The organism is Paenibacillus sp. JT31N7, assembly GCF_059692095.1.
This window is the reverse complement of sequence record NZ_JCAUAT010000006.1, coordinates 42,654-66,678: the sequence shown is the minus strand read 5'-3', so window position 1 is coordinate 66,678 and position 24,025 is coordinate 42,654. Positions and strand designations below refer to the sequence as shown.

Below are 24,025 nucleotides of genomic sequence, written 5' to 3'. Positions count from 1 at the left end.
AGATCACCGAACCTCAACCCCCAACACTCGTTTCGCCAAATCCACATCTTGGTGGTCCAACTCCACTCTCACAGAGCCCTGCCGACGTTTTTCTCTCCACTGCGCAAGATCTGCTTCCGACTCCAATTTAAGCTCGGCAATTTCTACTGCACGATCCAGCATGTATTTTGACGTGAGCAACAAGGTGTGAATCCCCCGTCCACCAGGCATAACGGGCCGCTCTATCCGCTTCCACTCTTCAACCGTAAGCTTAACGTAGAGGTCATCCGCTGTACCCGGTCTATAAGGAATTTCTGTAATTTCACGGCGCCGCACCACCTTCCAGTCCGAAATACGACCGTACCAATGCACGCCTACTTCCCCATTCCTTCCAAACCCTTTGATCGACTGGTAAAGTCCAACATACTCCAGCTGCGTCAATATTTTTTGCTCCGTCAAATTCTTAAGAGGCAAATGGTAAAAGCCATGCTTTAACGCGGCTTCCAATTGTACAGGTCCGCTCCTCATGGATCCGACAATTACGTTCTTGCCCTCCAACTTGTTCCGGTAGTAATCCTTTGTACCACGAGGGCGGATGGAACGCTCGTAGGCTTTTTCCGGACTATCTAGAATGATCTCGTCCAGGAACGCTTCCATCAGCGAAGTCGCATTAGGCAAGAAGGGAAACGCACCAACGTTGACTAGCCCGATGCTCCGGTAGAACTTGTGCTCGCGAAACTTCTCCTCGTCCCCATAAGGGAAAAGCACATACGCACCGAACATGCTCCGCTCATACTCTCGCTCCAGTTCATGCCTCGATCCTTCGGCATACACTATAGCGTCTCGGTAGCGATGCATCGTGTTGATATCGTCCTCGACCGGACCCGGAGACTTGTAGGCATTGTAATAAGGAGTGCCCTCTACAGCCGGGTTCATGCGGTATTTGGCATCAAAAATATACTTGTACTCCACGGGCGAATCGTTCTTCTTAAGTGTCAGTACATTATCCGGCCTCTGTCCAAGGGTCTCGCTATGGTCACGAGGCGGAAGTGCGTTGTAATAGAGCGTAAACACTTCGCCACTGGCTGGATTCCGATAGGTCATTTTCGCTTTCTGCGTCCGATCCAGTGTCACGAACAGCCCGGTCCGGTTCACCCGTACCAGATCCTGCGACACCAATTCGTATTTGCGACGAAGCAGCTCGTGAATTTTCAGGAAACACCAGTACTCGTACAGCTGCGCCACGTCCTTCATCGACAGCTTGAACAGATCGCTCTGAACCGACAGGCCCTTCATCAACATCAAATAATGGCGGTGCACCTCCCGGTAACCCGGTGCCATTTGAAGCACCAGCGTCACTGTGAGTTGCCTCATCTCCCCCACCTGCAAAAAATCAAGTCCCAGCAGCCGCTGCAACTGCCCTTGCATTCCTTGAATCCGCTTCGCAAGAAGCGGATCCTGCATTCGGCCGCCCTGGGTCAGACGGGTTTTCAGCTCACTTAGCTTTTTCGATACACGTACCAGCACCCACCGGACAAAACGGTTCTCCTGGGTGTTGTAATCCACCTGCCGTCTCGCCTCCAGCGCATGACTCGGTGTGTACATCCTCCCGTTTAGCGAAATAAAACCCTGCTTCTCGTCCTCCACCAGCAGATGTGGGCGTTTGGTCAAGTACGCAACCGTCTCTCTGCCTGCTTTCCGTACCCGGGCTGCCTCCACGACGCGGTTCTCCACCCTCATGCTGGCATGGGGCGACGCCTGAATCCGCTCTACAGCCTGCACAAGCTGCCCAAACACCACTTGCAGAATCGTAAAAAACTCCGTCAAGCTCTGATTTCCCGTCTCTCTGAGCCCCGTCATGTGATACGTCTTCCGCAGAAAATCAAAAGACAAATTATAAATTTGCTGATTCACATCATGAAGAATTTGTCGGTAGTCGTTCTGGTAATCCATTTTGGCTGGAAAGATTTCAAGCTGTATCTGGAAAATCGGTTCACCGTGTAACCTAAGCTGAAGCTCCGTCAAACCGACTTCATTCTGAAAGTTCAGTTCTCCCGCCAAAATCATTTGTCCCAGTGGCTCCACTGCCTGACGCAAATGCACATTCTCATGATGGAATGTCAGGGCAAGATCCTCTTTCTTTTCCACCACGACTTGGTAAGCCTGAGTTTCATAGAATAAGGGGTTTCTCCACTCTCCCTGCTGCCATTCCGCCAGCTCTCCCATCTCGGAATCAAACACAGACACCTTTTCAATCGTCACAGATGAACCCAGAGCCGACACCAGGAGATGCGCATCCACCCCCTGCCCTTCCCGATGCAGTTGGAGCGATTCAACGGTTGGATGAAACGGCTTCCCTTGGATATAGAAATTAAACCAATTCGTCTCCACATGCAGCAGCACCACACTCTGATTAAGAGAGCCAGAAGGAGGTAAAGCCATCTTCCTCTAACCTCCTGATCATAAAAGCGATCTTCCGCGCGCTTTGCGGATATAGGGCCACTTCCGTCGACTGCCTTGAACCCCACTTGCGGGTTAATTCCGACGCGTCGTCCATCAGCGCCCCCATGTTCAGCGGCTTACCTACCGCCACCTGCATAAGGCCTAGTAACGCTCGTTTCACAGATGAGCTACTTCCCTGCACTCGAGGCAGAAGCTTTTGTAAAAGCTGCCAATCGAACGCTTCATTCTCGGAAAGCAATTCGAACCGTTGATTATAGACCATATAAAAGCACACGGCATCTCGGATCCTGAATCCAACATGCGAATGAATGTCTTCCAGAATTTCATTGATGGTTACCAGTTTCTCCGTAGTCCTCTGGATCAGTTCCGAATAATTCGGATAGGCATCTACCAACTGCAAGTAATCCGCCCGCAGAAAACCATTCGAAGCTGGTACAACTACCGTCCCTTCACTCATCTCCTCGTAACCCGGATACTGCATCAGATTAATGTAGTTAAATTCGATTGTGTTGGCGCGGTCTAGCACCTTTTTGCTAAAAGGATGCGTCGTCTCGTCCATATTCACCGTCCCGACCAGATACACATTATCCGGCAGAGCCAAGCCGCCGTACACAGACCGATCCTCCAGGCCCAGTGCTTCCGCATGGATCAAAGGCGACGTGACAATCTGACCCTTCTGCCATTCTTGGGTCTCAATGATACTGAGTAGATCGCTAAAATAATACTCGACACGCGCCAGATTCATCTCGTCCAAGCAGATGAAATACGGCTTGTGACGATTCTCCCGCCGAGAAGCCTCCACCAATACCTCCGCCAGACGGCCCGGTCGGAAAGCTCCGGACAAGTCTTTATATCCCAGCAGATCTGAAGGATCACTCCAATCCGGTCGTACCGGAATTAACGTGAACTGGTGGTTCACACTCGTGGCCCCGATCGCCTCCGCGAATAACTTAACGAGCTTCGTCTTTCCCGTCCCCGATACCCCTGCCAGGATGACAAAGGGTTTTGTTTTAAAAGACAGATACAAATTCTCAATGAGTGCTCCTGGGTAGTGGAAGCCTTTCTGCTCGATATAGGTTTTGATCTGCCCTATTCTCTCAGGGACTGTGAACGTATCCGTAGGGATTGGCCATTCTATCTCTTTCACTAATTCTTCATCCCTCTCGGTCGTTTGCCCGACGACATGATCGACGTATAGCTTATAGTTGTTCATGACATTTTCTAGATCGGCTAACAGTTGATCCTCTTCCGGCAAATGATCTTTGTCGTAGCGAATATAAGCCACCGTCGAAACCTGGTAGTCCCGCCCCAACCCGCTCGTCGTCAGTAAGATGTTACCGTCCTTTTGCATACCGTTTAGGGGCAATAGCTCCCTCATCTCATGTACTTTTTGCATTAAATAGTGGTATCCATCTCTTCTGCCATGTTCTCTTAACGGCACGGTAACTCCCTGGTTTAAGGTCAGATACACTGAATTCATATCCTCGGAAAATAAGTAGACCACATACTCCCCATGCTGCGTCGTTTCCGTAATTCGTCTATCTAAAATAGCAATCCATGGAATTGTCGCCCAATTCCCCTGGCCGATCGAACCTTGCACCTTGTAATTTTCGTTGAGAAATGGCTGACTTCTAAAATACTCCGGAATTGCTTGCCTAAACAAAGTCCCTAAAGCGTGATTCGCGAAAGGTTCGTTTTTAGCTGCTGTGTAGGTATTAAGCGTATTCTCCAAGGCTTGTCTTAGCGAAATAGCTGTCAGCAGTTGATGATTGTATTGTTCAAGCTCTTGTTCCGCATATTGCTCAAGCTCCGCCAGCTCTTGCTCGTTTAGCTGATTCCAAATCGATTCCTTGAACGTAATCGTCTGTTGCTCGTTATTTAAATCTAGGATGGCAGATAGAGCATTCAAAGGTGTATTCAACAGAGACTTCGTCTGGGTCAACGAAAAATTGCTCCATCTCGCGGCAGCACCGCTAGGCGGAATATCTCCCTTACTCCCTCTGTCTTCGTTCGTTCGGTAATAGCTCAAAAACCGTTCAGCCACCTGGCCAAACGGTAGGAGTCGTTGTTGAGAATTTCGGTACTCCTCTAACATAGAGAGAATGAGGACCATTTTATAAGACTTTTGTTTATTACGAAAAATCGAGGACAACTCGCTTGGTAAAGTCATGATGGTTCCTCCAAATATAAGACTCGTTTACTTAAGCAAGATCAAAGAGCTTTTGGCTTTTCTCTTCTTTTTAATAAGCAGTATAAAAGCAATCACCTGAATACTGATGCTGACCCACCATAATCCTGTATATAGCGAGAAAACAAACGGAGTGAACACAATAGTAGTGTGAAGCATCCAGCGGTAGCGCCCTTGTTTGCCTAATTTATTATCAAGTCCAACCGATAACAAGACACTAAAAAATACAAAGGAAATTAAGGTAGAGACAAAAAACATAGTCAAATGAATTTTAGCGGACATATCCTGCTGGTGAATTAAAACCAAAACATAGGAGACAAGCAGTAAAACAAAAGCCCATATAAATACGATAGGAACAAAAGGCTTTATCATTCTCTCAATCTTGTCTATAACGTCTGTAGAGTTCTCGTATTTAGAAAGCTCTGCTTTTTCCTCTCTAGAAGTATTAATTTGATTATCAATAAAAATTTGCAAGGCCGACAAGATATGAGGATGTCCTTGCGCGTAAAAGGTACGAGTCACTTCCCTCATTTCTTTCGTGAATAGAGCGCTGCTTTCTCCAAGAATATCGTATAATTTTGCTAAAATGTTCTCATCTTCAGGCTTCTTCAATGCTAATGCAATAGCGGCTTCCAGCTTCCCGAAAGTTTTTAAACGTTCATTTATAAGATTTAGTTTGGCTATGTTATTTCGATTCAATATTTCTTTAAACTCTTTGTACATCCACAAAGTAGAAGTGCCAACCACCAAAATTAGTAAGGTCACTATCGGATTGCTGCCGAACAAAGCAGCTATATCTTTCCACATATATACTTCCTTCCTGTCCTTGTGTGCCTAGTTGTGTGTCTGCCTCTCTTCCTCACCCTACGAAGGCACATAAATTCTTTTCAACGGAATCAACGCCTGCTTCTCCGCCGGCATCTTGTCGTACCACTCGTTGATCAGCTCGACGATGCCTGCCAAATCCAGCAGCTTGACGCCATTATGCTGCGCCGCGGTCCTGGCTGCCGCCGTAAAACCGCCAGTGGACACGAACAAACAGCTCGCTCCGAGAGGACTTGCTCCTACGAGCTGCTGCACCTCGGGCCCGCCGCTGGTGGCACGTCTATGCTTGACCTGCACCTTGATGATCGGCTTCTCGAACCCGAACGCATCCCGGTGAGCCAGCACATCCACTCCCCCGTCGGGGCCTTTCGGACTCACCTTCGTCTGGTAGCCCATCGCTTGAAGCAGCCCCGCGACCAGTTCCTGCATCTCCCATGGGTCGAGCTTGTCCACCCGATCTTCAATGAGCGACTTGGCCCGTCCCTCAAACTCTTCCGTGTTAAACTCTGCCGCTTCTTCATCTCGAACGGTGACATTCACAGGTGCAGCTGGTGTTTGGTGAAATAAAGCCAGAATCTCCTCCTGCCAATCGTCTATCCGGAAAACCGTCAATGTGCTGCCTAAAGAGTACTTGGCTCTTTGCGAAAACAAATCGCGGGGAATTCGTTTGGACTCCCAGTCCACTGAAATCACATTGGGATACAAAGCATTGATATCCGTCCTGTATTCCGGCGCCTTGGTCACCGTTCCGAGCATATACTCCCGGGTTTCTCTGGAATAGGTAATCACCCGATCATTCAGAGCAACCTCATTGTAATATCTCCAAACCTGCCCCGCCCATGAAAGCCGCGTCCCTGGCTTTTGATCCGCATAGATCACATGACTATGTTCAACAAACTTCTCTCTGGATGCAAACTTCCTCGGATCTCCTAACTGCGGCCAGCCGATCGAAGCAATTTTATTCGCCTGCCACTCCGGAATTAACTCGTTGTTATCTCCTGCGCGTACCATCCACCACTTGGTCATCTTTGTATCCCCCCGTTTATAAAATGCAACTGCTCGCATGTAACGAACGCTACGCTTTTTTGCTTTTCGCGATATGCTCGGCTCTGATCTTCTTGTCTATAATATTCGCTGCCGCGACTAGCTCGTAAATCCCCCTAATATCTGTTTCGGATAGAGACGGCTCCGGGTTCTCTGCCTTCATGCGCACAATCTTGCGCCCGATAAACTCCGAAAGCTCGACATCATACACGATAAGTTCATCGGACTGAATTTTCCGCAGCTCCGGATCTATGCTAAAACGGCACCGCATCGTAAACGAAATCATCGAAATGAATTTAACCCGCTTGTAAGCCGGAATTTGCAGCTCCACCGCTTTGATATGCCCGTAGTTCTGCATCAGCGGATTGTACATGTTGAACCGGTTGCTTACACGCCAGTATCGGTCCTTACGCGCACCCTTGATTTCCCCGTTGTAATTCTTCGTTTCAATGACGAAAAGCCCATAGGGAGAAATGACCAAATGATCAATTTGAGAGTATCCTGATCGTGCCTTTGGATTCGGAATCAGCAGATCGCTCAGATAGCGGCATTCCTTTGGAAGCTGATCCAATTGAATATTGATTTTGTGCTCCCCCAGTTCCCCGATCCGGGTGGCTTCCACTTTGGGACGTCTCGCGGCGGGTCCCTGTTTAGCTTTCTTTTGGGGTGGTTCTGATGCTGGCTTGGCAAAAAGCGCCCGTAGTTTAGCAAACATACGTCTTCTCCTCATTCATAAAACGATATAAAACATCATTCGATAAAATTCCATGGATTTCCTTTCTTGGAGGGCACAAAACAAAAAAAGCCTAGGTCTCGATACCTAGAAGGTAATGAGAACGAGGCTTTGAATTGTGTATGGTATGGTAGATCAATTCGCTGGTTGACTAAAAGGCAAACATAACTAAGACCAGTCATTCATTATAAAGCTGGGACAAAATCTTGATGCCGTCCTGTACGCCTTTGATGTAAATCCACTCTTTCTTCATGTATTCGAGAGCTAGCCCCATGTCCTGCCACTCTCGGAAAGTCATTTGCTGATCTTGTTGAAGTGATTGCAGCAATTCCATTTCTAAGGCATTAAGCTGCTCCGTTAAGGGCTGGAAAACCATTGAGGTGTCAGCCCTGTTTGCGAGTTTATCAAAGCGGTGAATCAGGGAATTGTTACGCCAGAAATTCATGAATTTACCTCCATCCTGTATGGGTTAAGGATAGAGTAGCAGAATTTTGAAAGTGAGGTGGTACGTGAGGGCGTATAGGCACTTTAAGACATAAGATTAGTTTTATTAATGCATTAAATTTACTAAATAAAAGTCCTTTCTCTCTTTGAGGGTTTTCTCATGTTTGATATTAACGTACTGCGCTTAGAGAACGGGGGACAAACAGCCGATGCACTTGTCATCAGCGATATATTGCATTAGTCAATTTATACTCTAATCTATTAGTTTAATTAGCCGTTACTCATTTTCAAAAATTGATTTTAACATTACTTCATTTTTTATGTAATCCTCATTATTTAATACATGATACTTTTCATTTTCCAATACTATGATATTATCAATGTTTATATTTTTATAATCATTTTTATCAAATCCTAAAGTGGATAAAATTAATTGAGTATTCTCATAAATATTATTAAATATAAATTCAAATAACGCATATTCTTTATTATCATCGGACTCAACATTATTAGGGCTATCCAAAACTAAAGGGAACCTAATTGCTTTCTTGTTCAAATCGTTTTTGATCTTTAAAAGATTAAAATACCATATTATAGTCGATATAGCTTTATTGCTTCCTCTAGCCTCATAATTTAATTTAATATTCTTTATCTTGTCCTTACCAATTTCCTCTAATCCAAATCTTATTTTAGAATCATTCATATATTCTTCATATAACAAATTGGCAGTTTTTTTCATATCATTGTATTTCTTAATTTTAGCAGCATATCTATCATGTTCACTTTCATTAATAGCAATACTCTCAATTACAGTACCTAATTCTTTTATCATATTCTCTTGTGTTTCTATATACCCCATGTGCTTTAATGAATCAGTTATCTGTGAATCACTAATTTGAAGCTTTTCTTCATAGATTCTTAAGAGTTCAAGTAATTTACCATATTCTTTTTCTTTAATATCTAATTTTCTATCAACTTCAAGTATTAAACCCTCAAATTCGTCTTTCATGATATAAAAATCTTCTAAACGGCTGCTGCTTTTAATTTTCAACTCTAATTCATCAACTTCATGAGAGCAAACTGGACATTTATTATGGTTTTTGTTAACAAAAATATTATTTACCTCTTTATGATTTGATATAAGTTCTTTAATATTTAAATCCAATTCCATCCTTTCGTTACGCATTTTAATTAAGCTATTTTTCACTTTCTTTAATTTCAAGACAATATCAGAATATTCTTCTTTCTTTCTATCTACTTCTATATTTAATAAATTCAAATCTTTAGGAGCATCCATGCCTTCTAAATAATTTTTAATTCTATCTAACATGCTCTCTATGATTAACTTCTCTTCTCTTAATGATTTAGCTTCTTTCTTTAAAATTTCTATCTTTTTTAATATGCTAAAATATTCGTCATTAAAAATGCCAAAATGATTAAAAATCACGTTTTCTTTGTAATCAGAATATTGTCCTAAACCCCTAAATGAAGAAAATTTCGAACCATTCATATGGTCTTGGTCAACAAAGTTTAACAAATAACTGTACACAGGAGGAGTGACTTCCAATTCTTCTTCTTGTCTATTAGGTAATTTAACACAGAAACCATACATTTCACTTAAATATTCTGCTAGTTCTACTCTGTTCATAGTACTAAAAAGTTTATTGAATCTGTTGTTATATATTTTGAATAGGTTACCACTTCTATAGATATAATATTCATCATCATTAATATTAATGTTTATAAGATAAGTTTTATCATTTGCATTCCATTTACTATCAAATATGCTATCGGCTCCTAGCGTATGATATATACTTTTAAGTAATACTGATTTCCCAACATCATTGCCATTTAATTTCTCCGATGTGACAATATTTATTCCTTTATGAAAGTCAATTCTTTTAGCCAGTCTATTTTTATATTCAAATATGAGTAAGCTGTTAATAAAAAGACTTTTCATAAAAACCCTCCTCATACCGTTTTAGAGTAACTAGAACCAGTACTTTAAATTCTTCTTCACTCATCTCAATCATTTTATTTTCGATTAAGACAACGCTTATCATGTCAACCAAATCCATATCTGTGCCTGACAGCGTTTCTAAATTTTCATTTAAATAATTAACAATCAAGTTTTCTAGCATTTGCATAGTTCTATTTTTAGGCAAACTTATCAATACCTGATTTAGTGCTTTCTTATACTCTAATCTCATCTTAAAATTATCTCTAAAATAATTTTCAATGTACGTATTTGTTTTATTTATAGCTGTGTCTGTATTATCAATATACTTTTGTAAAAGGTCATCGAGGTATGATTTAGAAACACCTTTTTTATGCAAAATTTCTTCATATGTAGATAACTCTAATTCAAAGGAGGCTTTTGCAGATATTTCAGTATATAAGATCCGATATAGTGAATTTATTTTTTTTACTTCAGTATTAAAATTTTCTTCAAAGAATATTGCTAGCTCTCCAATCAATGTTTTTTCAGGATTAATTAAATCCATACTAGTTCTAATAAAATATGTATTAAACAATTTCACTTCTTCCTTTTTAGACAATTCCTTGGTTAAGGATGCTTTTATTTTTAAGGCTACGGAATCGTCTATAGATGAAAGCATGAGCATTTCACAATTGTTATGAACCTTCTTGCCATCATTTAGAGGTGCATTGGAAACTACCGCAACTTTGATATCATCATGCTCTTCTCCATTTTCGTTATATTTTAATAAATAAAGCTTACCCAAAACCGAGTCACCATTTTTATTTTGCTTTATAAGTTTATTTACAGTATAGGTCCCATGATCATTTTGAGTCTTTAATTGGTAAAATTCAAAATGGCTTTTTAAATGAACCTCTACGTCACATTTATAATCAAATACCACTGTAAAATCAGCGTGATTTTTATATAGCTCTAGAATTTTTTTCAAACCCCATAGTTGTTCATTTCTAAATCTATTTTTAGCCATCGAACCGGATAAATCATAGGGTAAATTCATATAGTTTTTGGTAGACATCGATTTCCCCCCAATCCATTGAACCATCTGTAATACAATTATGTTTAATCTAACAACAGTATTAAGGGTTCATTAAGGAAACATCCCAATTGATTACTGAAACCTAGGCACATTCAGTCTTTTGCACTACTTTAGCATACCAATACAGTCGAATGCTGTCGTTTGTTGTATCTAATCACTTTTCGTATATTTATGTTCATTCAAATAACTCAATCAAATCTAATGCTTTGCTTTGTAACTGAAATCGATCCTACTATCTTCGGTTTTCCGATTTTGCTGGCGTCAAAAACGTGCTCAAGGCATATCCGAGACCAAATACTACGCCGGAGGAAATAAAAAACACATAAAACAGAAACGCCTCCGCCGAAAAGAGATTTCCGCCGCCAAAAGCAGCAAATATAAATAGGGTGGGAAGAACAAACACGAGTGCGCACCCGATAGGATAAAGCAGCAGACGCATAATTGCCGATTTTATTTTGGATGTAACAAAGAAACATATCAAAAGATAAGAGGGAACCAAGATGATGAGATACGCGATTCCCGCCCAATACTGAACGGCTCGTAAATCCCCTTCGCTAATGGTTTGCTTCCAAACTAACCATAAAACCTTTTCGTAAGCCCACAAACCTGCGTAAAAAGACAAAAGACTATTTAAGAATAAAAAGAAGTATTTAAGATTTTTCATTCTGTCGCCGCCCTTGTATGTTGGTTTGAAGTCAATCTGCCGACCTGGCTGATATACCAATTGTATTTGACGACCTGTGTAAAATGTAGTTCTAACTTTTATAGAACCTGCTGTCATCTTGTGCCTTTTCATCCTATCCCTACGGAAGGCATTCACGTATAATTGTTATAACAGTTGAATATTCTTATTAAGGAGGAAACACGATGGGTAAGGTGAACGATATGGAGAGAAAAGTGACGAAGTTTGGGAACAGTCTCGGGATTACCATGACAGATGCTTTAAAGCAGATTGGCCTGGACCAAGGCGACACAGTACAAATTGATGTTAATCAAGCCAGCGGGGAAATCGTCATTAAGAAAGCGACTAAAGTTACACTGCCCGAAGGCATCAGCGCGGATTTTTTGGATAATTTGACTGAGGTAATCAGTGAGTACGACGAGACCCTCAAAGGCCTCAAAGATAGATGAACACAAAAACCCGTTATTTAACCGCCCAAGAGGTTATCGCTATCAACGTCGCCATGATTCAGAGGTACAGCCCCGGAGAACAAATCGGAGTCAAAACCTCCAGTCTGCTCGATTCGGCCATACATCGCCCCCTGTCATCGGCATTTGGCGAAGATGCGTATCCATCAATTTGGAATAAAGCTGCCGCTCTGTTCGAGTCTCTCGGCCAAAACCATCCTTTTCAGAACGCCAATAAAAGAACCGCGTTTACGGCACTTTTTATTTTCCTGCGCTATAATGGATACCATTTCAAAATGGATCCTAAAGCCGCGGAGGATTTCACTGTGGATATGGTCAATCACAAGTATGCTTTTGAGGAACTTGCTTCAATTATTGAACGGCATTCGGTTAATACGACTTAACAACTAGTAGTTTTAATAAAATAACCCCACTCATCGGTGGATGATCTACCGGCAAAATACTCCCTTACCAACTTGCCTGAAGTGTCTTTATAGACCACATAGGTGCCATTCGCTTTGGCGTCGAGCTTTGCCCGCTCTCCCGTTAGTTTTATGAGTTTGGTTAAATCTTGTCTCATCTCCATATACGTCACCTCCTTTTCTCTCAGGATAACATTAACATGGGGCTAAATTGCTCCTCTGCGCTAAAATAAAACCCCTTTAAATTGCATCGGTAACCCTAAGGTTCCAATGACTATTTAAAGAGGTATGCTTAATATTAGTGAAAATAGATTGTCTTTAATTTTAGTTTGTAGTAATTAGAACTGTACGATTTATTGAGTCCCATTCAACCTTGGCGCCAAGTGTCTCACTTACAAATCTAAGCGGAACTAGGGTGCTTCCGTTGACCACTCTTGGAGATTCTTCAAGAACTACTTTTTTATTATTTACAAACGCAATATTAGTTCCAATAGAAAGTTCTAGCAAAGTGTTGTCCTTATGGACGGTAACTATTTTAGTCTCGGAATCCCAACTAACTTTAGCCCCTAAAGACTCGAAAATTTTTCTAAGGGGTACCATAGTTTTCCCACCCAATAAAACTGCGGGTTGTTCAAAATTAAGTGTTTCGCCGTTTAACTTTACTTGTATGGAATCAGTCTCGTTATTGGTGTTGTTTACTTTTGCTAATATTCTAGTTGGCAAAGGTCTATGTTCTTGAGTTCCGTCTCCTAATCTTCCGTAGGAATTTCCTCCCCATGCCCACGCTGTACCATCTTCCTTAATAGCAAACGAAATTCCAGCAGTAACACTTATTGACTTTATTTCACTTAAACTATTAATTTTAACTGGATGGTTTTTGTTCTCGCTAGTCCCGTCGCCTAGATTCCCAAAATAATTATAGCCCCATCCCCAAACTGTACCATCCTCTTTTATAGCAAACGCGTGTGAGGGCGAAACCACAATATCCTCAATTCCCGTTAATCCAATTACTTGCGTAGGTTCACTAGCATCGCCTTTTTTGCCATTTCCGACTTGTCCAAGGTCATTTCTACCCCAAGCCCACACGGTTCCATCTTCTTTTAATGCAACATATCTGGCCCAACCTCCATTATCAATTTTTTTAACATTGTTTAAATTTTTAATTTCCTTAAAATCATAAGGCGTAGAGTCATTATTAGTATTCCAGACCCAAATACTACCGTCATTTTTCACTGCTAAACCATCATCTATATATTTGACGTTATTAAGATATGGCCATTCATGAAATACGTCAGAAAACTCCAATATATCTTTGGTAACTTTTTGTGGAATATTAACTTCCATTACTTTTCCATCATTCATAACAATAAATTTCCCTTTACCTCCTTCGATAGTTTTTATATTAGTTGCTCCATGCACTTTTTGAGGGTAAACTCTAGGGCTAGTTTCTTTAACAAAAAAACTCCATATCCATAAGGAGCCATCCTTCTTTATGGCCAGATTATTCTTACCTATTTCTAAAGTTTCTACATTGTTCAGATTTTGAACAGGTTCAGGCATGATTTTATTAACAGGTCCATCCCACTTTTCTTTATCCGTCACCTTAACGCCTAGACGAAAAGAATCATTATATCCCCACGCTAAAACATCTCCATTCTCTAACAAAGCAAAGGTACTAGAACTATATGAAGCGACTTTTTTAACTCTTAAACTCTCAGTTTCTTCACTTGCACTTGTAATCGATTGAGTAAACGTCAACAAAAAAATACTTAGGAAAATTGCAAATATTTTTTTCACTTATATATCCCCTTTATTAATCATAATAATATGAGTTTACCTAAAATACGGTTATAGATCCATATAATATTTCCAATATTGCTTATTTAAATGGGGGGATTTAGCACTAAAAATTAAAACCCTTTTCGAACCTTTCTGCCACCACGTATCATACCAAAAACATAAGAACCGGAAGCACTAAGACCATCCGTTAGGAATACTATCCGATCCAGATAACTAGAACACAACGGCGTGGTATGCCAGACGGAGTCGTTATCATAGTCAGCGACGAAAAGCAATCCGCCCTTCTTGCCCAGGGTCTAATCGCCTTTTAATAAATGTCCATTAGTCTAGAGTACTAAAGTCGCTCTAGAATATTGGTTTTCCGGTTTCCACTGGCTCCATAAACGTGATCAAGGCATACCTAAGCCCAAACACCACGCCGGAAGAAATAAAAAACACATAAAACAGGAACGCCTCCGCCGAAAAGGGACTTCCACCGCCAAAAGCCGCAAGTATAAATAAGGTTGGAAGAACAAATGTTAATGCGCATCCTATAGGATAAAGAAGTATACGTAAAAATCCGGTTTTTATTTTGGATGTAATACAAGCGCATATTAAAAGATATAAGGGAACCAAGATGATTAAATACGCAATTCCCGCCCAATAACGAACGGCTGGTAAATCCCCTTCACTTATAGTCTGCTCCCAAACTAACCACAGAACAGCTTGATAAGCCCATGAGCCTGCGCAAAAGGACAATAGAATGTTTAATGATAGAAAAAAATATCTAAAAATTTTCATCCTGTCGCCTCCCTTGTACGTTGCTTTGAAGTGATTGACCCCATGTATCGACCTGGCTGATAAACCAATTGTATTTGACGGCCTGTGTAAAATGTAGTTCTAACTTTTATAGAACCTGCTATTCGCTGATCTAAAATCTTCTCAATCATCTTCTTTACAACAAATTCCATCTTACTTACTATTTATATAAATTACATTCAAGAGGAAATGGGGCCTCACAATTGGAAACGCCTGAAGAAAGGTTACAATCACTCGGTTATATTCTTCCTCAAGCTAGTAAGCCTGCAGCCAAATATACTAACTTCGTAGTCGTTAATGGATTACTATTTTTATCGGGAAAAGGACCTTCTAAAGCCCCTCAGGGGAAACTGGGCTCAGACTATACGACAGAGGAAGGGTATAACTTTGCGATGCAAACAGGTCTAGAAGTCCTCGCTGTCTTAAGAGAAGAACTAGGCTCACTCGATAAAATAAAGAGAGTTATTAAAGTACAAGGATTTGTAAATGCAACCCCTGATTTTCAGGAACACCATAAAGTTTTAGATGGTTTTTCGGATCTTATGTTCAATATCTTCATGGACAACGGTGTTCATGCAAGGTCTGTACTCGGAGCTGTGTCGCTGAGAGATAATTTACCTATTATAATTGATTCTATCTTTGAAATTCACAAATAAATGTAAAAGAGTATTCATGCTACCCGGATCGGAACACGGATTTAGTTAAAATGCAGAAACAAACAAAGAACCTTAAAGAGCTGATAGCTCTTAAGGTTCTTTTGTTCGTACTCCCGACCCCTTACCGCCGTCCCCCCACCGTCCCCACAACCCCATACCGCGCCAAAAGCTTACGCCCGAGCAGCGCCACGGCGCGATCCGTGATGAAGCCCATCAGCCCGAGGCAGATGAGCCCCACGAAAATCCAGTCCGTACGGAAGAACAGCCGCGAGTTCCAGATGAGATAGCCGACGCCTTCGTTTGAGGCGATCATTTCGGCACCGATGATAGCCATGAAGGAAGTGCCCATGGCGAGGCGGATACCCGTGAACATGTACGGCACGGTGGCCGGAATGATGACATGCAGGACGATTTGCCATTCGGAGGCGCCCATGCTGCGGGCGGAGCGGATTTTGTCCTCTTCGACGGCGAGCACGCCGGTCAAGGTGTTCAGCACGACGATGAAGAAAGTTGCGTACAGGATGAGCACGACTTTCGACGTCTCCCCGATGCCGAACCAGACGAGGAACAGCGTAATAAACGCGATCGGCGGGATGAACCGGATGAAGTTCAGAAACGGCTCCGCGAAAGCGCGGATGGCGTCCACTTTTCCGATGACGAGGCCGACCGGGATGGCGATCAGGCTGCCGAGTGTCCAGCCGAGCAGGACGCGGTACGAGCTGATGCCGATGTACTGCAGCAGGGTGCCGTCAGCGAGCAGCTCATAGCCGCCCTGGGCGGTCAGGATCGGACCGGGCAGGATTTCCGGTCCGTAGACGAGCGACAGCCCGTGCCACAGAAGCAGTCCCGCGATCCAGAAGACGAGGGTGAGCAGCGTTTTTTTGAACCATGGCTTGCGGATGAGCGGTTTCCGGGCGGAAACAGCCGGTATGGGCGGCTTGGTCGTGATCGGTTTTTTTGCCGTAATGGCGTTCGTGTTCATGTCGGCTTCTCCTCCCTATTCGTCGAAATGCGCCTGGATGCGGTTGTACAGCTCGTAAAACTCCGGCGACCCCAGGTCTCGCGGATACGCAAGGGGCACGTCGTAGATGTGCGAGATGTTGGACGACGGGCCGGCGGACATGATGCCGATACGGCCACCGAGCAGCAGCGCTTCCTGGATGTCGTGGGTGACAAAAATGACGGTTTTGTCGGTTTCCTGCCAAATCCGCTGAAGCTCCTTCTGCATGGTGCGGCGCGTCATTGCGTCGAGCGCGCCGAACGGCTCATCCATGAGCAGGATGGCCGGGTCGTTCGACAGCACGCGGGCCAGCTGCACGCGCTGCTTCATACCCCCGGACAGCTCGCGCGGGAACTTGCTCTCGTGTCCCTTGAGACCGACCAGTTCGATGTACTGGTCGGAAATGCTGCGGCGCTCGGCCGCCGGGACACGCTTCATGCGCAGGCCGAACTCCACGTTCTCCCTGACCGTGAGCCAGGGGAACAGAGACGAATCGGCCTGCTGGAAGACGACGGCGCGGTCCTGGCCGGGCCGGTCAACCTCGCGGTCACCGACGCGCACCTCGCCGGACGTCTTGGAGACGAAGCCCGCGATGAGACTGAGCAGCGTCGATTTACCGCAGCCGCTCGGTCCCAGCAGGACGAAAAACTCGCCGCCCCGGACCGCCAGATTCACGTCCTGAATGATGTAGTGCAGCTCGCCCGCGGAAGGCTGCATGTAGCTTTTGTCCAGGCGTTCGATGTGGATTTCGTTGCGTTTCGGCGCTGTCTTAGTGCTCATACTTCATCCCCCTGTTCAGTTTTGGCGCGGTATGCTGCCGTTTTTCCGTTATCCGTACTACTTCACTTCAATAACCCGGTCCGGGAAAGCTTCCCGCAAAATGTCCAAATGCAGCTTGCTTTTGAGGTCGAAATCCTTCTCGATGATGGCGTTGTCGACCATGTATTTTTTCTGCTCCTTGTAGCCGTTGTACGCTTTATCGGTGAACCCGATTTTCCACGGGTTTTTGGGCAGGTCCTTGAGGGTCGCCTCTTTCGGCTGCTTGACTTCCTTGTACATGAGGTCCGCGGTTTCCTCCTGGTGCGCCTGTGCGTAAGCGGAAGCCTCGTCGATCGCCTTCAGGAAGTTGACGAAGCCGGCTTTGTTCGCTTTGAGCAGTTCAGTGGGAGCAATGAGGCCGTTGCCGAGGCGTACCGGCGTTTTGGACATGTCGGTCAGCTCGTGGGCTTCGGCCAGAGCGCCGAATTTTTCGTTGAGCACCGCGCCGTATACCCACGCGCCGTCGATCTCGCCTTTTTTGAGCGCGACATACGCTTCATCAAAACCGCCTTGGCCGATCAGCTTCACCTCGGACAATTTGACGCCGTTCTGGCCCAGATACACATCCCACAGGTATGGGACAAAAGTGCCGCGGGAAAAGCTAAGCTTCTTGCCCTTGAAATCGGCCGCGCTCTTGATGTCCTTGCGGACGAACAGCTTCCACTCGCTGGCGCTCAGATCGGTTGCCGTACCCGACGAGGCGAAAATGGCGTAATCGCCTTTGCTCACGGCATTCAGCAGGGGAAAATCCGCGCCGAACGCGACGTCCACCTGTTTAATAAACAGGGAGTTGACGCCTTCGGCCGGTGTGGCGAACGAGACGAGCTCGGCATCGATGCCGTGCTTGTCGAAGATGCCTTTGCTTTTGGCGACGCGGAAAATCGAGTTGGTGGAAATGTCCGCGATTTTCAGCTTCAGCTTGGCCGCGCCGCCCTGTTTGGGGTCGGCGGCCGCTTTGCCGCAGCCGGCCAGTACGGCCAGCATCGCGGCGGTGAGCACCAGAGCCAGCAGCGTTCGGGCGTAGCGGTGGGGACGGGCTTGGCGGAGGCCAACGTGGTCCGCAGCCTTTTTACTTTTATATGTAACCTCTCTCATCATCCTCACCTACCCCTTCTCCGGTTCCCGCTGGCCTTCGTCCGTTCTCGCTACGCACAGCGCTCCCTCACCGTAGGAGACGGTTCCTTCCACTTCCACCGTTGTTACCGCTCCGCGGGCAGCCGCTCCCGGCAGACGGAAATCCGCTACGTCGATCGGTGCGATTTCCACTTCCTCCGGCAGCTCCAGTTGCGGCACCCACTCGTAAGGCACGCGGTAGGCGCGGTAGACCATGTTGGAGTTGCGCTTGTTTTTGTAAGGAGATATGTACTCCCACACCAGCTCATGCTCACGCGTCACTTCAAAAATCCGGCCGTCCGCGCCCTCGGTGATAAGCGTGTTGCCGTTCGGCAGGCGCTGGGCGGAGCTGATGTACGGGCTGTAGAACCGGTAAGAATCGAGCGGAGCCTGGAAGCCCGCTTCCGTCGGCGTGTACTGCCACTCGATTTCGAGTGTGACCGGGTTGATTTCCAGGATGCGGGAGTGATCGCGGCGGGCGTTTTTGATGCCGTCGGGCGATTCCGGATTCGGTGCGCCGTAGCCGCCCCAGCCGCCGTTGTCGAAAATCAGAACGTTGCCCTCTCCCGGCAATCCTCTCGGAATAAGGTGCGCGTGGTGCTGACCAATGATCCAGCCGATGTGCTTTGTCTCTTCGGTATTGTAGTTCGGACCGAGCTTCCAGACGATTTTACCGGTCTTTTTATCCGTGATGGCAATGATGTTCGTCTCCCGCGCGTCCCAGATAATGTTGTCCGGATGGAATCTTTCGTCCCCCGCATCGTAATGCTTGTTAGGCCCGAGGACCGAAGCGGAGTTGATGTGCATCCAGTCGCCGGCATTGGCACCGAAGAAACGGGTGTTAGGGTCGTTGTACAGCGCCTTCCGGGCATCCTCGTCGAAGCCCAGCTCCTCAAAATGATCGCTTGTTGTCCACTCCCAGATGACATTCCCTTCCCAATCGACTTCGAGGATCGTATCGTCCAGCAGTTCTTTATCTGAAATTTCGGGACGCTTCACGTTTTTGTGCGCGAGCACGATTGTGTTCCCGGAGTGGACTTTAGGCTCCTGCCCCGGCACGTAGTACCCGACCGGATTGCCTTCGCGCTGGTAGTCGTGATGCTGGCGCGCCATCCACTGCGGCTCATGCCCCGGGTCCTCGATGTGCTGGTAGCGGTCAAACTTCCAGACGATATTGCCGTCCCAGTCGACCTGCACCAGATTTACCTCATCCTGAAACCCGTACTTCGGATCGCGCTCCGCCGTACTGCCGAACACGTACCCGCCCGGGAGCAGCTTGTTCGGGAACCCCCGCAGGCCTTTCCACAAATGAACCTCCCGCCCGTTCATGTCAATCAGCAGCGCCCCCGTTTCCGCCGCCTGGTACAGTGTGTAGCCGCTCCAGCTTTTGCCGGGTTTGTAAACTGTCGTTCCTGTCGGATAAATCGTCGGATGTCCCATATGGTTAACGTCCTCTCTTTGGTTGGATTTGGTTTGTAAAACGAAATGTCTTCACACAGCAATGCTTATCCATTCCGTCTGACTTCTACATAGAAAACTGAAAAGAATACTTCTCTTGTCTCAAAAACTTCGGCCAGCCTGTTTAATAAGAAATGAAATTTTTCTTGCGATTCGCCGTTTTCGGCTTGGGAGCAGGTGGCTGATCCGCAGAGGGTGGGGATGACGATTCCGTCAGTAATTCTGAAAACGGTTCGGGTGTTGAGCTAGCAGAGGCGTTTCCTTGTTCCGGCTTGGCGTACAATGGGGCCGATTCCAATTCAGGGCCGGCCGCCGCTCCCCTCGCTGACTTGACTGACGAGCCTGCCGAAACAGCTATCGCTGCCGGCTGTGCAGACGAGTGCAGCAATGAAATCTGCGAAGTATCCGCCTCTGCGGCCGTCACGGGTGACGGAACTCCCTCGGTTGGACCGTCTACTTCCGCGTCCCCCGCGTCTTCTCCGGGATAAGCCAGCACCGCTTCCGTGAAGCCGTCCAGCTTTTCCAGCAGCCTCCGGGAAAATACGATCTGATGCTCCAGCTCCTCCGGCGTAAACCCGCCGAACAAGATGTCGATCATATGCCCGCTGAGCCCGCTGTTCCGCCGAAGCAGTTCCCGGCCCTTGTCCGTAATGTCCAGCGCGACGGACCTGCGGTCGGACTCGCTTCTTATGCGGACCGCGTAGCCGCCTGCCTCCAGCTTGTCGCACAGCGCCGTTACGGCACCGGACGTAAAATCCAGCTGCTCCGCCAGCTCACCCAGCCGCTGCTCTCCTTGGCTATGAATCGAGTTCAGGATGAGCATGCCCGGCAAGGCGATGCCTTCGACGGAAATTTTGTCGCGTTCCTTCACAAATTTGCGTACCAGCCTGCGGAAGAGCCAATCGGCCTCTTCGTATAACGCCCAGTCTTTTTCGTGCATGCCATTCCTTTCGTAAGGAGGGCCGTAGAAACAAAAAAGCTCCCGAAATCTCCTCCGTGTGTCGGCAAGAGATAACAGGAGCCTTTGGCGGTCCAATCGGCTGTCCTCATTTGTTTAGTTATAAAATAATTAATGCTCGCTTAATGAATATTCATTTGATTAGAATTCATCTAGTAATCTTGAAGTAAGATTAAACCAATTAATCATACCTGTCAAGTAGGTTTTAATGTTGTTTGAAATTTTTCTAATAGAAATACCTAATCCTACCGAAATATATAGGGTGATTTGTTAGTCCTATGTATATTTTCAATAGTTTATGATATGAAAATAAGATTCTACGGAGGAAAAAATGATCAAGAAAGTTTTACTCGGAGCTTCCTTTCTACTGTTATTCGCAGGGTGTGCAGGGCAAACAAAAGAGCAGGAAGAAAAAGCAGCTGCCGCTACTACGGCCCCAAATGCGGATACAACACCAAGCACCACAGTGGAACAGCAAGAAGCTAAGCCTAAAGAAATCGAAATCCCTGAACCTTATTCAATAGCTCTCAAAAAGATCGAAGCTGGAGAATTGGATACAGCACTTACCTATTTAGATTTCACAATTAATGATTTCAAAGACAGCCCTTATGTTTATAATGCTCAACTACTGAAAAGCGTCCTATGGAGTTCTAAATTTACAGCTCATTTAAACTTAGGAAACTCTCTCGCTAAAGGCTCTGGAAAAGCACCAATCCTCTATAAAAAAGAAGAATTAGTTGCACTTAAAAACCTGCTCAAACAGAAATCTAAAGACATTAAGGAATATGGGAATAGTTTAGCTGCTCCTTCTCAATATATTTGGGGAAACTATTCTGCAGAGAAGAGTGTACCACCCTTTAAAGATATTAAACCGCCGTCAGTTCCGCCGGAAAGGGATTTAGATTTTTTTGTTAGCGTTGGCTATCCCGCCCCTAAAGACGATGAAATGAAAGACTATGTGGACTACATGTATATCAGCCTTACTTCAGCTGCGTTGCAATTAATTATTAAAGAAGATAAGGTTGAATATCCGGGTTACTTTTATTATATCGGGGCCTCTCTATTAAACCAAGACCAACCTCTATCTAGAAAGTTTTTAGACAAAACAATAGAACTTACCGAAAACGACAAGTACAGCGAAGCTCGTATACAAGCACAAGAATTTATTGATCATGTATTTAATTAAACTCCACTATTCTTTTTATCTTCTTTCCTATAAAAAAGACGCCGAATCCGATCATCAATCGGTTATTCAGGCGTCTTTACACCACAGCCGAGTTTTAAAATTTTACCCCATGCAGCGCATCCAGCGCCTCCGCCTCGGTCCCTTTGAAAAACACGTTGTTCCCCTGGTTGCACTCGTAAATAAAATCGTTCAGGCTCTTACTGTTGTACCCGCTGAAATCCCCCACGATGGCAATCTTAAACTGGTAGTTGATATATTTCTGCAAAATGTCTCCGGCCAGTTTCGTTTTCAGTTCAAAAAAATCCTCCGTAAGCTGTTCTTTTCTGAGAAGCAATTTATCGCATTCGTGGTTGTAACGAATCTCGGCCATTAAGTCAAGCGCATCGTTTACGCTGCTAATGACCACATCCTCGCTTGAGACGACGGCGATTTTCGAATGTTCCCGCTGGTCGACAGTGATATTCATGTTCATTTCCCCTTCGTTTGATTGATTTTTATAGATGGTGCGTCATGGAAGAACGTTCTGTCTGAGCGCCGATCTGCTTGCCCTCTCTGGCATCGGCTAAAATCGACGCATTCGGCAGACGGTTGTCTTTCAAAATCAGCATTTTATGCTCATACGGCTTTAGCAGCTCCAACGCTTTAAGCCTGCCTTCCGTCTGAAACCGGTGATTCCAGCGAAGCATATTCCTCAGGATAGCCCACGTCGGCTTATAATTCGCCTGCTCCCGTCCGGTCTTCTGCCGAATAAACCGGCTGACGATGCGCCTAAACCGTGTGGAATACGGCGTATCCAGAAAAACGATCCGTTCCGCACGCTCCAAACAAGGTCCGATCCAGCCGGCTTGATGAGCTCCTTCCGTGATCCAGTCGTCAACCCCAACGATTCCGGCCAGACAGGCATCGCGCTCCTCATCCGTTCGTCTTACGTCTCCCGCCGGGGTTCTTTCCCAGACCACGTTGTCCAGCTCATGGTAAGGAAGCCCCAGCTCCGATGACAGCCTTCTGGCCAAAGTCGTTTTGCCGCTTCCGACCGATCCGATGATATGAATTCTCTTCATTTAGACCACCGTTTGGCAAATTTATTGATCTTTCTCCCATCCTACAAACCAGGCATCTCCCATAAACTCGTTCCACTGGAGAACAAAACCTCCAGCCCTCACTTCCCAAAAGCAAAACTGATCGTCCACACCAAAAATATTGAAGACCTGAGACTCATCCGATTGGAAATGTTCGAATTTAAGAATCTCTAAGCTTTTAAAGTCTGTGCACTGAATCGGCTGGGGAATATTTTCCTCTGAGGAGTACATGACGGCTTGATTTGAAGTGACCTGCTGGAAAATTAACCTGCATCTGTCCGTATTTTTAGCAACGTCGTAGGGATTGAGCGGGTGCCCCGGCAAAATGTTGACCGATTCAAGTTCAACGATAATCTCCCGTTCTTTTACCTCAATCCGCTCCACTAGCGCATCATGAAAATCTATATCATCAAAATGTACATCCGTGGTGGACTTTTTCCATAATTTCAAATTCATTCACCGCTCACCTAATAAAATACCGTAGCAGCAGCCCTCTTGCTTTTTCAAAACTTTTGAGTTCATCCTGAAAGGCCGGATAGTCAGAGACCTTATTTTCAAAAAACTTATAAGAAGGGAATCTTTCAAAAAAATTCATCTTCATTAAATGTAATTGTCGTGGTGGGATATCTTCTTCCTTGCCGTTAAGGACATAACTGATAGTTCCTGCGACAGTCGTACAATAATCATTGAAGTCGGCATTTAAACAAGCTTTCTCTGAAAGGAAGGAAAATTCAAGCTCAAAGTGTTGCTCTATCAGCTTAAGATCTTTATAGGGAAAAGGTCTGGACAAATCCGTCGTATACAAAAGCATTAAGCGTTCAATGATTTCTTCTCTTTTTATGATCGATCACCTTTTATTCATATCGGATCTGATACTTCAGCAGAGCTGCAACCTCC

General features: G+C 45.2%; 25 protein-coding genes. 4 read left to right on the top strand and 21 right to left on the bottom strand.

Going from position 1 to position 24,025, the window contains the following annotated elements; translation table 11 throughout:
* Positions 1-3: 3 nt before the first annotated feature.
* The 9 genes from AC58P5_RS22520 to AC58P5_RS22480 all read right to left on the bottom strand — a co-directional run bounded on the left by AC58P5_RS22520 (position 4) and on the right by AC58P5_RS22480 (position 11,492).
* Complete coding sequence (locus AC58P5_RS22520; RefSeq protein ID WP_497390549.1) at positions 4-2,421, bottom strand: DUF2357 domain-containing protein; 2,418 nt, start codon at positions 2,419-2,421, stop codon at positions 4-6.
* Positions 2,393-4,612: an MrcB family domain-containing protein gene (locus AC58P5_RS22515; protein ID WP_497390547.1), complete on the bottom strand. Its 2,220-nt coding sequence runs from the start codon at positions 4,610-4,612 to the stop codon at positions 2,393-2,395. The genes AC58P5_RS22520 and AC58P5_RS22515 overlap by 29 nt, the downstream gene beginning before the upstream one ends.
* Before the next feature lie 27 nt (positions 4,613-4,639).
* A complete protein-coding gene (locus AC58P5_RS22510; RefSeq protein ID WP_497390545.1) occupies positions 4,640-5,437 on the bottom strand; it encodes a hypothetical protein in 798 nt (265 codons plus the stop codon).
* A gap of 57 nt (positions 5,438-5,494) precedes the next feature.
* Entirely contained in the window at positions 5,495-6,481 is a 987-nt protein-coding gene (locus AC58P5_RS22505; protein ID WP_497390543.1) for a restriction endonuclease, read from the bottom strand.
* Positions 6,482-6,530: 49 nt separating this feature from the next.
* Positions 6,531-7,214, bottom strand: a complete 684-nt coding sequence (locus AC58P5_RS22500; protein WP_497390541.1) for a nuclease-related domain-containing protein — start codon at positions 7,212-7,214, stop codon at positions 6,531-6,533.
* Positions 7,215-7,410: 196 nt separating this feature from the next.
* A complete protein-coding gene (locus tag AC58P5_RS22495; protein ID WP_497390539.1) occupies positions 7,411-7,677 on the bottom strand; it encodes a hypothetical protein in 267 nt (88 codons plus the stop codon).
* Between the two features lie 276 nt (positions 7,678-7,953).
* Positions 7,954-9,636 carry a hypothetical protein gene (locus tag AC58P5_RS22490; protein ID WP_497390537.1) on the bottom strand — a complete coding sequence of 561 codons (1,683 nt, stop codon included), beginning with the start codon at positions 9,634-9,636 and terminating at the stop codon, positions 7,954-7,956.
* A complete protein-coding gene (locus tag AC58P5_RS22485; RefSeq protein WP_497390535.1) occupies positions 9,617-10,690 on the bottom strand; it encodes a dsDNA nuclease domain-containing protein in 1,074 nt (357 codons plus the stop codon). Before AC58P5_RS22485 ends, AC58P5_RS22490 begins: the two co-directional genes overlap by 20 nt.
* A 253-nt stretch (positions 10,691-10,943) precedes the next feature.
* Positions 10,944-11,492: a hypothetical protein gene (locus tag AC58P5_RS22480; RefSeq protein ID WP_497390533.1), complete on the bottom strand. Its 549-nt coding sequence runs from the start codon at positions 11,490-11,492 to the stop codon at positions 10,944-10,946.
* Between the two features lie 86 nt (positions 11,493-11,578).
* Here AC58P5_RS22480 and AC58P5_RS22475 point away from each other — a divergent pair, with 86 nt between their 5' ends.
* On the top strand, positions 11,579-11,842 hold the full coding sequence (locus tag AC58P5_RS22475) for an AbrB/MazE/SpoVT family DNA-binding domain-containing protein (RefSeq protein ID WP_497390531.1): 264 nt from the start codon (positions 11,579-11,581) through the stop codon (positions 11,840-11,842).
* A complete protein-coding gene (locus AC58P5_RS22470) occupies positions 11,839-12,243 on the top strand; it encodes a type II toxin-antitoxin system death-on-curing family toxin (RefSeq protein ID WP_497390529.1) in 405 nt (134 codons plus the stop codon). The genes AC58P5_RS22475 and AC58P5_RS22470 overlap by 4 nt, the downstream gene beginning before the upstream one ends.
* Here the strand turns inward: AC58P5_RS22470 and AC58P5_RS22465 are convergent.
* The 3 genes from AC58P5_RS22465 to AC58P5_RS22455 form a co-directional block, all read right to left on the bottom strand.
* Positions 12,240-12,425, bottom strand: a complete 186-nt coding sequence (locus tag AC58P5_RS22465; protein ID WP_497390527.1) for a hypothetical protein — start codon at positions 12,423-12,425, stop codon at positions 12,240-12,242. The two genes, AC58P5_RS22470 and AC58P5_RS22465, sit on opposite strands and share 4 nt — an antisense overlap.
* 160 nt (positions 12,426-12,585) lie before the next feature.
* Entirely contained in the window at positions 12,586-14,058 is a 1,473-nt protein-coding gene (locus AC58P5_RS22460) for a stalk domain-containing protein (protein ID WP_497390525.1), read from the bottom strand.
* 348 nt (positions 14,059-14,406) lie between these two features.
* Entirely contained in the window at positions 14,407-14,841 is a 435-nt protein-coding gene (locus AC58P5_RS22455; RefSeq protein WP_497390523.1) for a hypothetical protein, read from the bottom strand.
* 221 nt (positions 14,842-15,062) lie between these two features.
* Here AC58P5_RS22455 and AC58P5_RS22450 point away from each other — a divergent pair, with 221 nt between their 5' ends.
* On the top strand, positions 15,063-15,515 hold the full coding sequence (locus AC58P5_RS22450) for a RidA family protein (RefSeq protein WP_497390521.1): 453 nt from the start codon (positions 15,063-15,065) through the stop codon (positions 15,513-15,515).
* Between the two features lie 121 nt (positions 15,516-15,636).
* Here the strand turns inward: AC58P5_RS22450 and AC58P5_RS22445 are convergent, their stop codons facing one another.
* From AC58P5_RS22445 to AC58P5_RS22425, 5 genes are all read right to left on the bottom strand, one after another.
* Positions 15,637-16,497, bottom strand: a complete 861-nt coding sequence (locus tag AC58P5_RS22445; RefSeq protein ID WP_497390519.1) for an ABC transporter permease — start codon at positions 16,495-16,497, stop codon at positions 15,637-15,639.
* A gap of 15 nt (positions 16,498-16,512) precedes the next feature.
* On the bottom strand, positions 16,513-17,295 hold the full coding sequence (locus tag AC58P5_RS22440) for an ABC transporter ATP-binding protein (RefSeq protein WP_497390517.1): 783 nt from the start codon (positions 17,293-17,295) through the stop codon (positions 16,513-16,515).
* 57 nt (positions 17,296-17,352) lie between these two features.
* A complete protein-coding gene (locus AC58P5_RS22435; protein WP_497390515.1) occupies positions 17,353-18,438 on the bottom strand; it encodes an ABC transporter substrate-binding protein in 1,086 nt (361 codons plus the stop codon).
* The gene (locus AC58P5_RS22430; protein ID WP_497390513.1) at positions 18,439-19,887 is read right to left on the bottom strand and encodes an aryl-sulfate sulfotransferase; all 1,449 of its coding nucleotides are present in this window, start codon (positions 19,885-19,887) and stop codon (positions 18,439-18,441) included.
* Between the two features lie 142 nt (positions 19,888-20,029).
* Positions 20,030-20,845: a MarR family winged helix-turn-helix transcriptional regulator gene (locus tag AC58P5_RS22425; RefSeq protein WP_497390511.1), complete on the bottom strand. Its 816-nt coding sequence runs from the start codon at positions 20,843-20,845 to the stop codon at positions 20,030-20,032.
* A 349-nt stretch (positions 20,846-21,194) separates the two neighbouring features.
* On the opposite strand from AC58P5_RS22425, the gene AC58P5_RS22420 reads away from it, so the two are divergent.
* A complete protein-coding gene (locus AC58P5_RS22420; protein ID WP_497390509.1) occupies positions 21,195-22,049 on the top strand; it encodes a hypothetical protein in 855 nt (284 codons plus the stop codon).
* A gap of 94 nt (positions 22,050-22,143) precedes the next feature.
* Here the strand turns inward: AC58P5_RS22420 and AC58P5_RS22415 are convergent, their stop codons facing one another.
* Genes AC58P5_RS22415 through AC58P5_RS22400 form a run of 4 tightly spaced genes read right to left on the bottom strand, consistent with a single transcriptional unit; the run spans position 22,144 to position 23,939 of the window.
* Positions 22,144-22,515 carry a DUF4180 domain-containing protein gene (locus tag AC58P5_RS22415; RefSeq protein ID WP_497390507.1) on the bottom strand — a complete coding sequence of 124 codons (372 nt, stop codon included), beginning with the start codon at positions 22,513-22,515 and terminating at the stop codon, positions 22,144-22,146.
* A 28-nt stretch (positions 22,516-22,543) separates the two neighbouring features.
* Positions 22,544-23,110, bottom strand: a complete 567-nt coding sequence (locus AC58P5_RS22410) for a EutP/PduV family microcompartment system protein (RefSeq protein ID WP_497390505.1) — start codon at positions 23,108-23,110, stop codon at positions 22,544-22,546.
* A 21-nt stretch (positions 23,111-23,131) separates the two neighbouring features.
* On the bottom strand, positions 23,132-23,584 hold the full coding sequence (locus AC58P5_RS22405; RefSeq protein WP_497390503.1) for a hypothetical protein: 453 nt from the start codon (positions 23,582-23,584) through the stop codon (positions 23,132-23,134).
* Between the two features lie 7 nt (positions 23,585-23,591).
* Positions 23,592-23,939: a YxiJ family protein gene (locus AC58P5_RS22400; RefSeq protein ID WP_497390501.1), complete on the bottom strand. Its 348-nt coding sequence runs from the start codon at positions 23,937-23,939 to the stop codon at positions 23,592-23,594.
* Positions 23,940-24,025 lie beyond the last annotated feature (86 nt).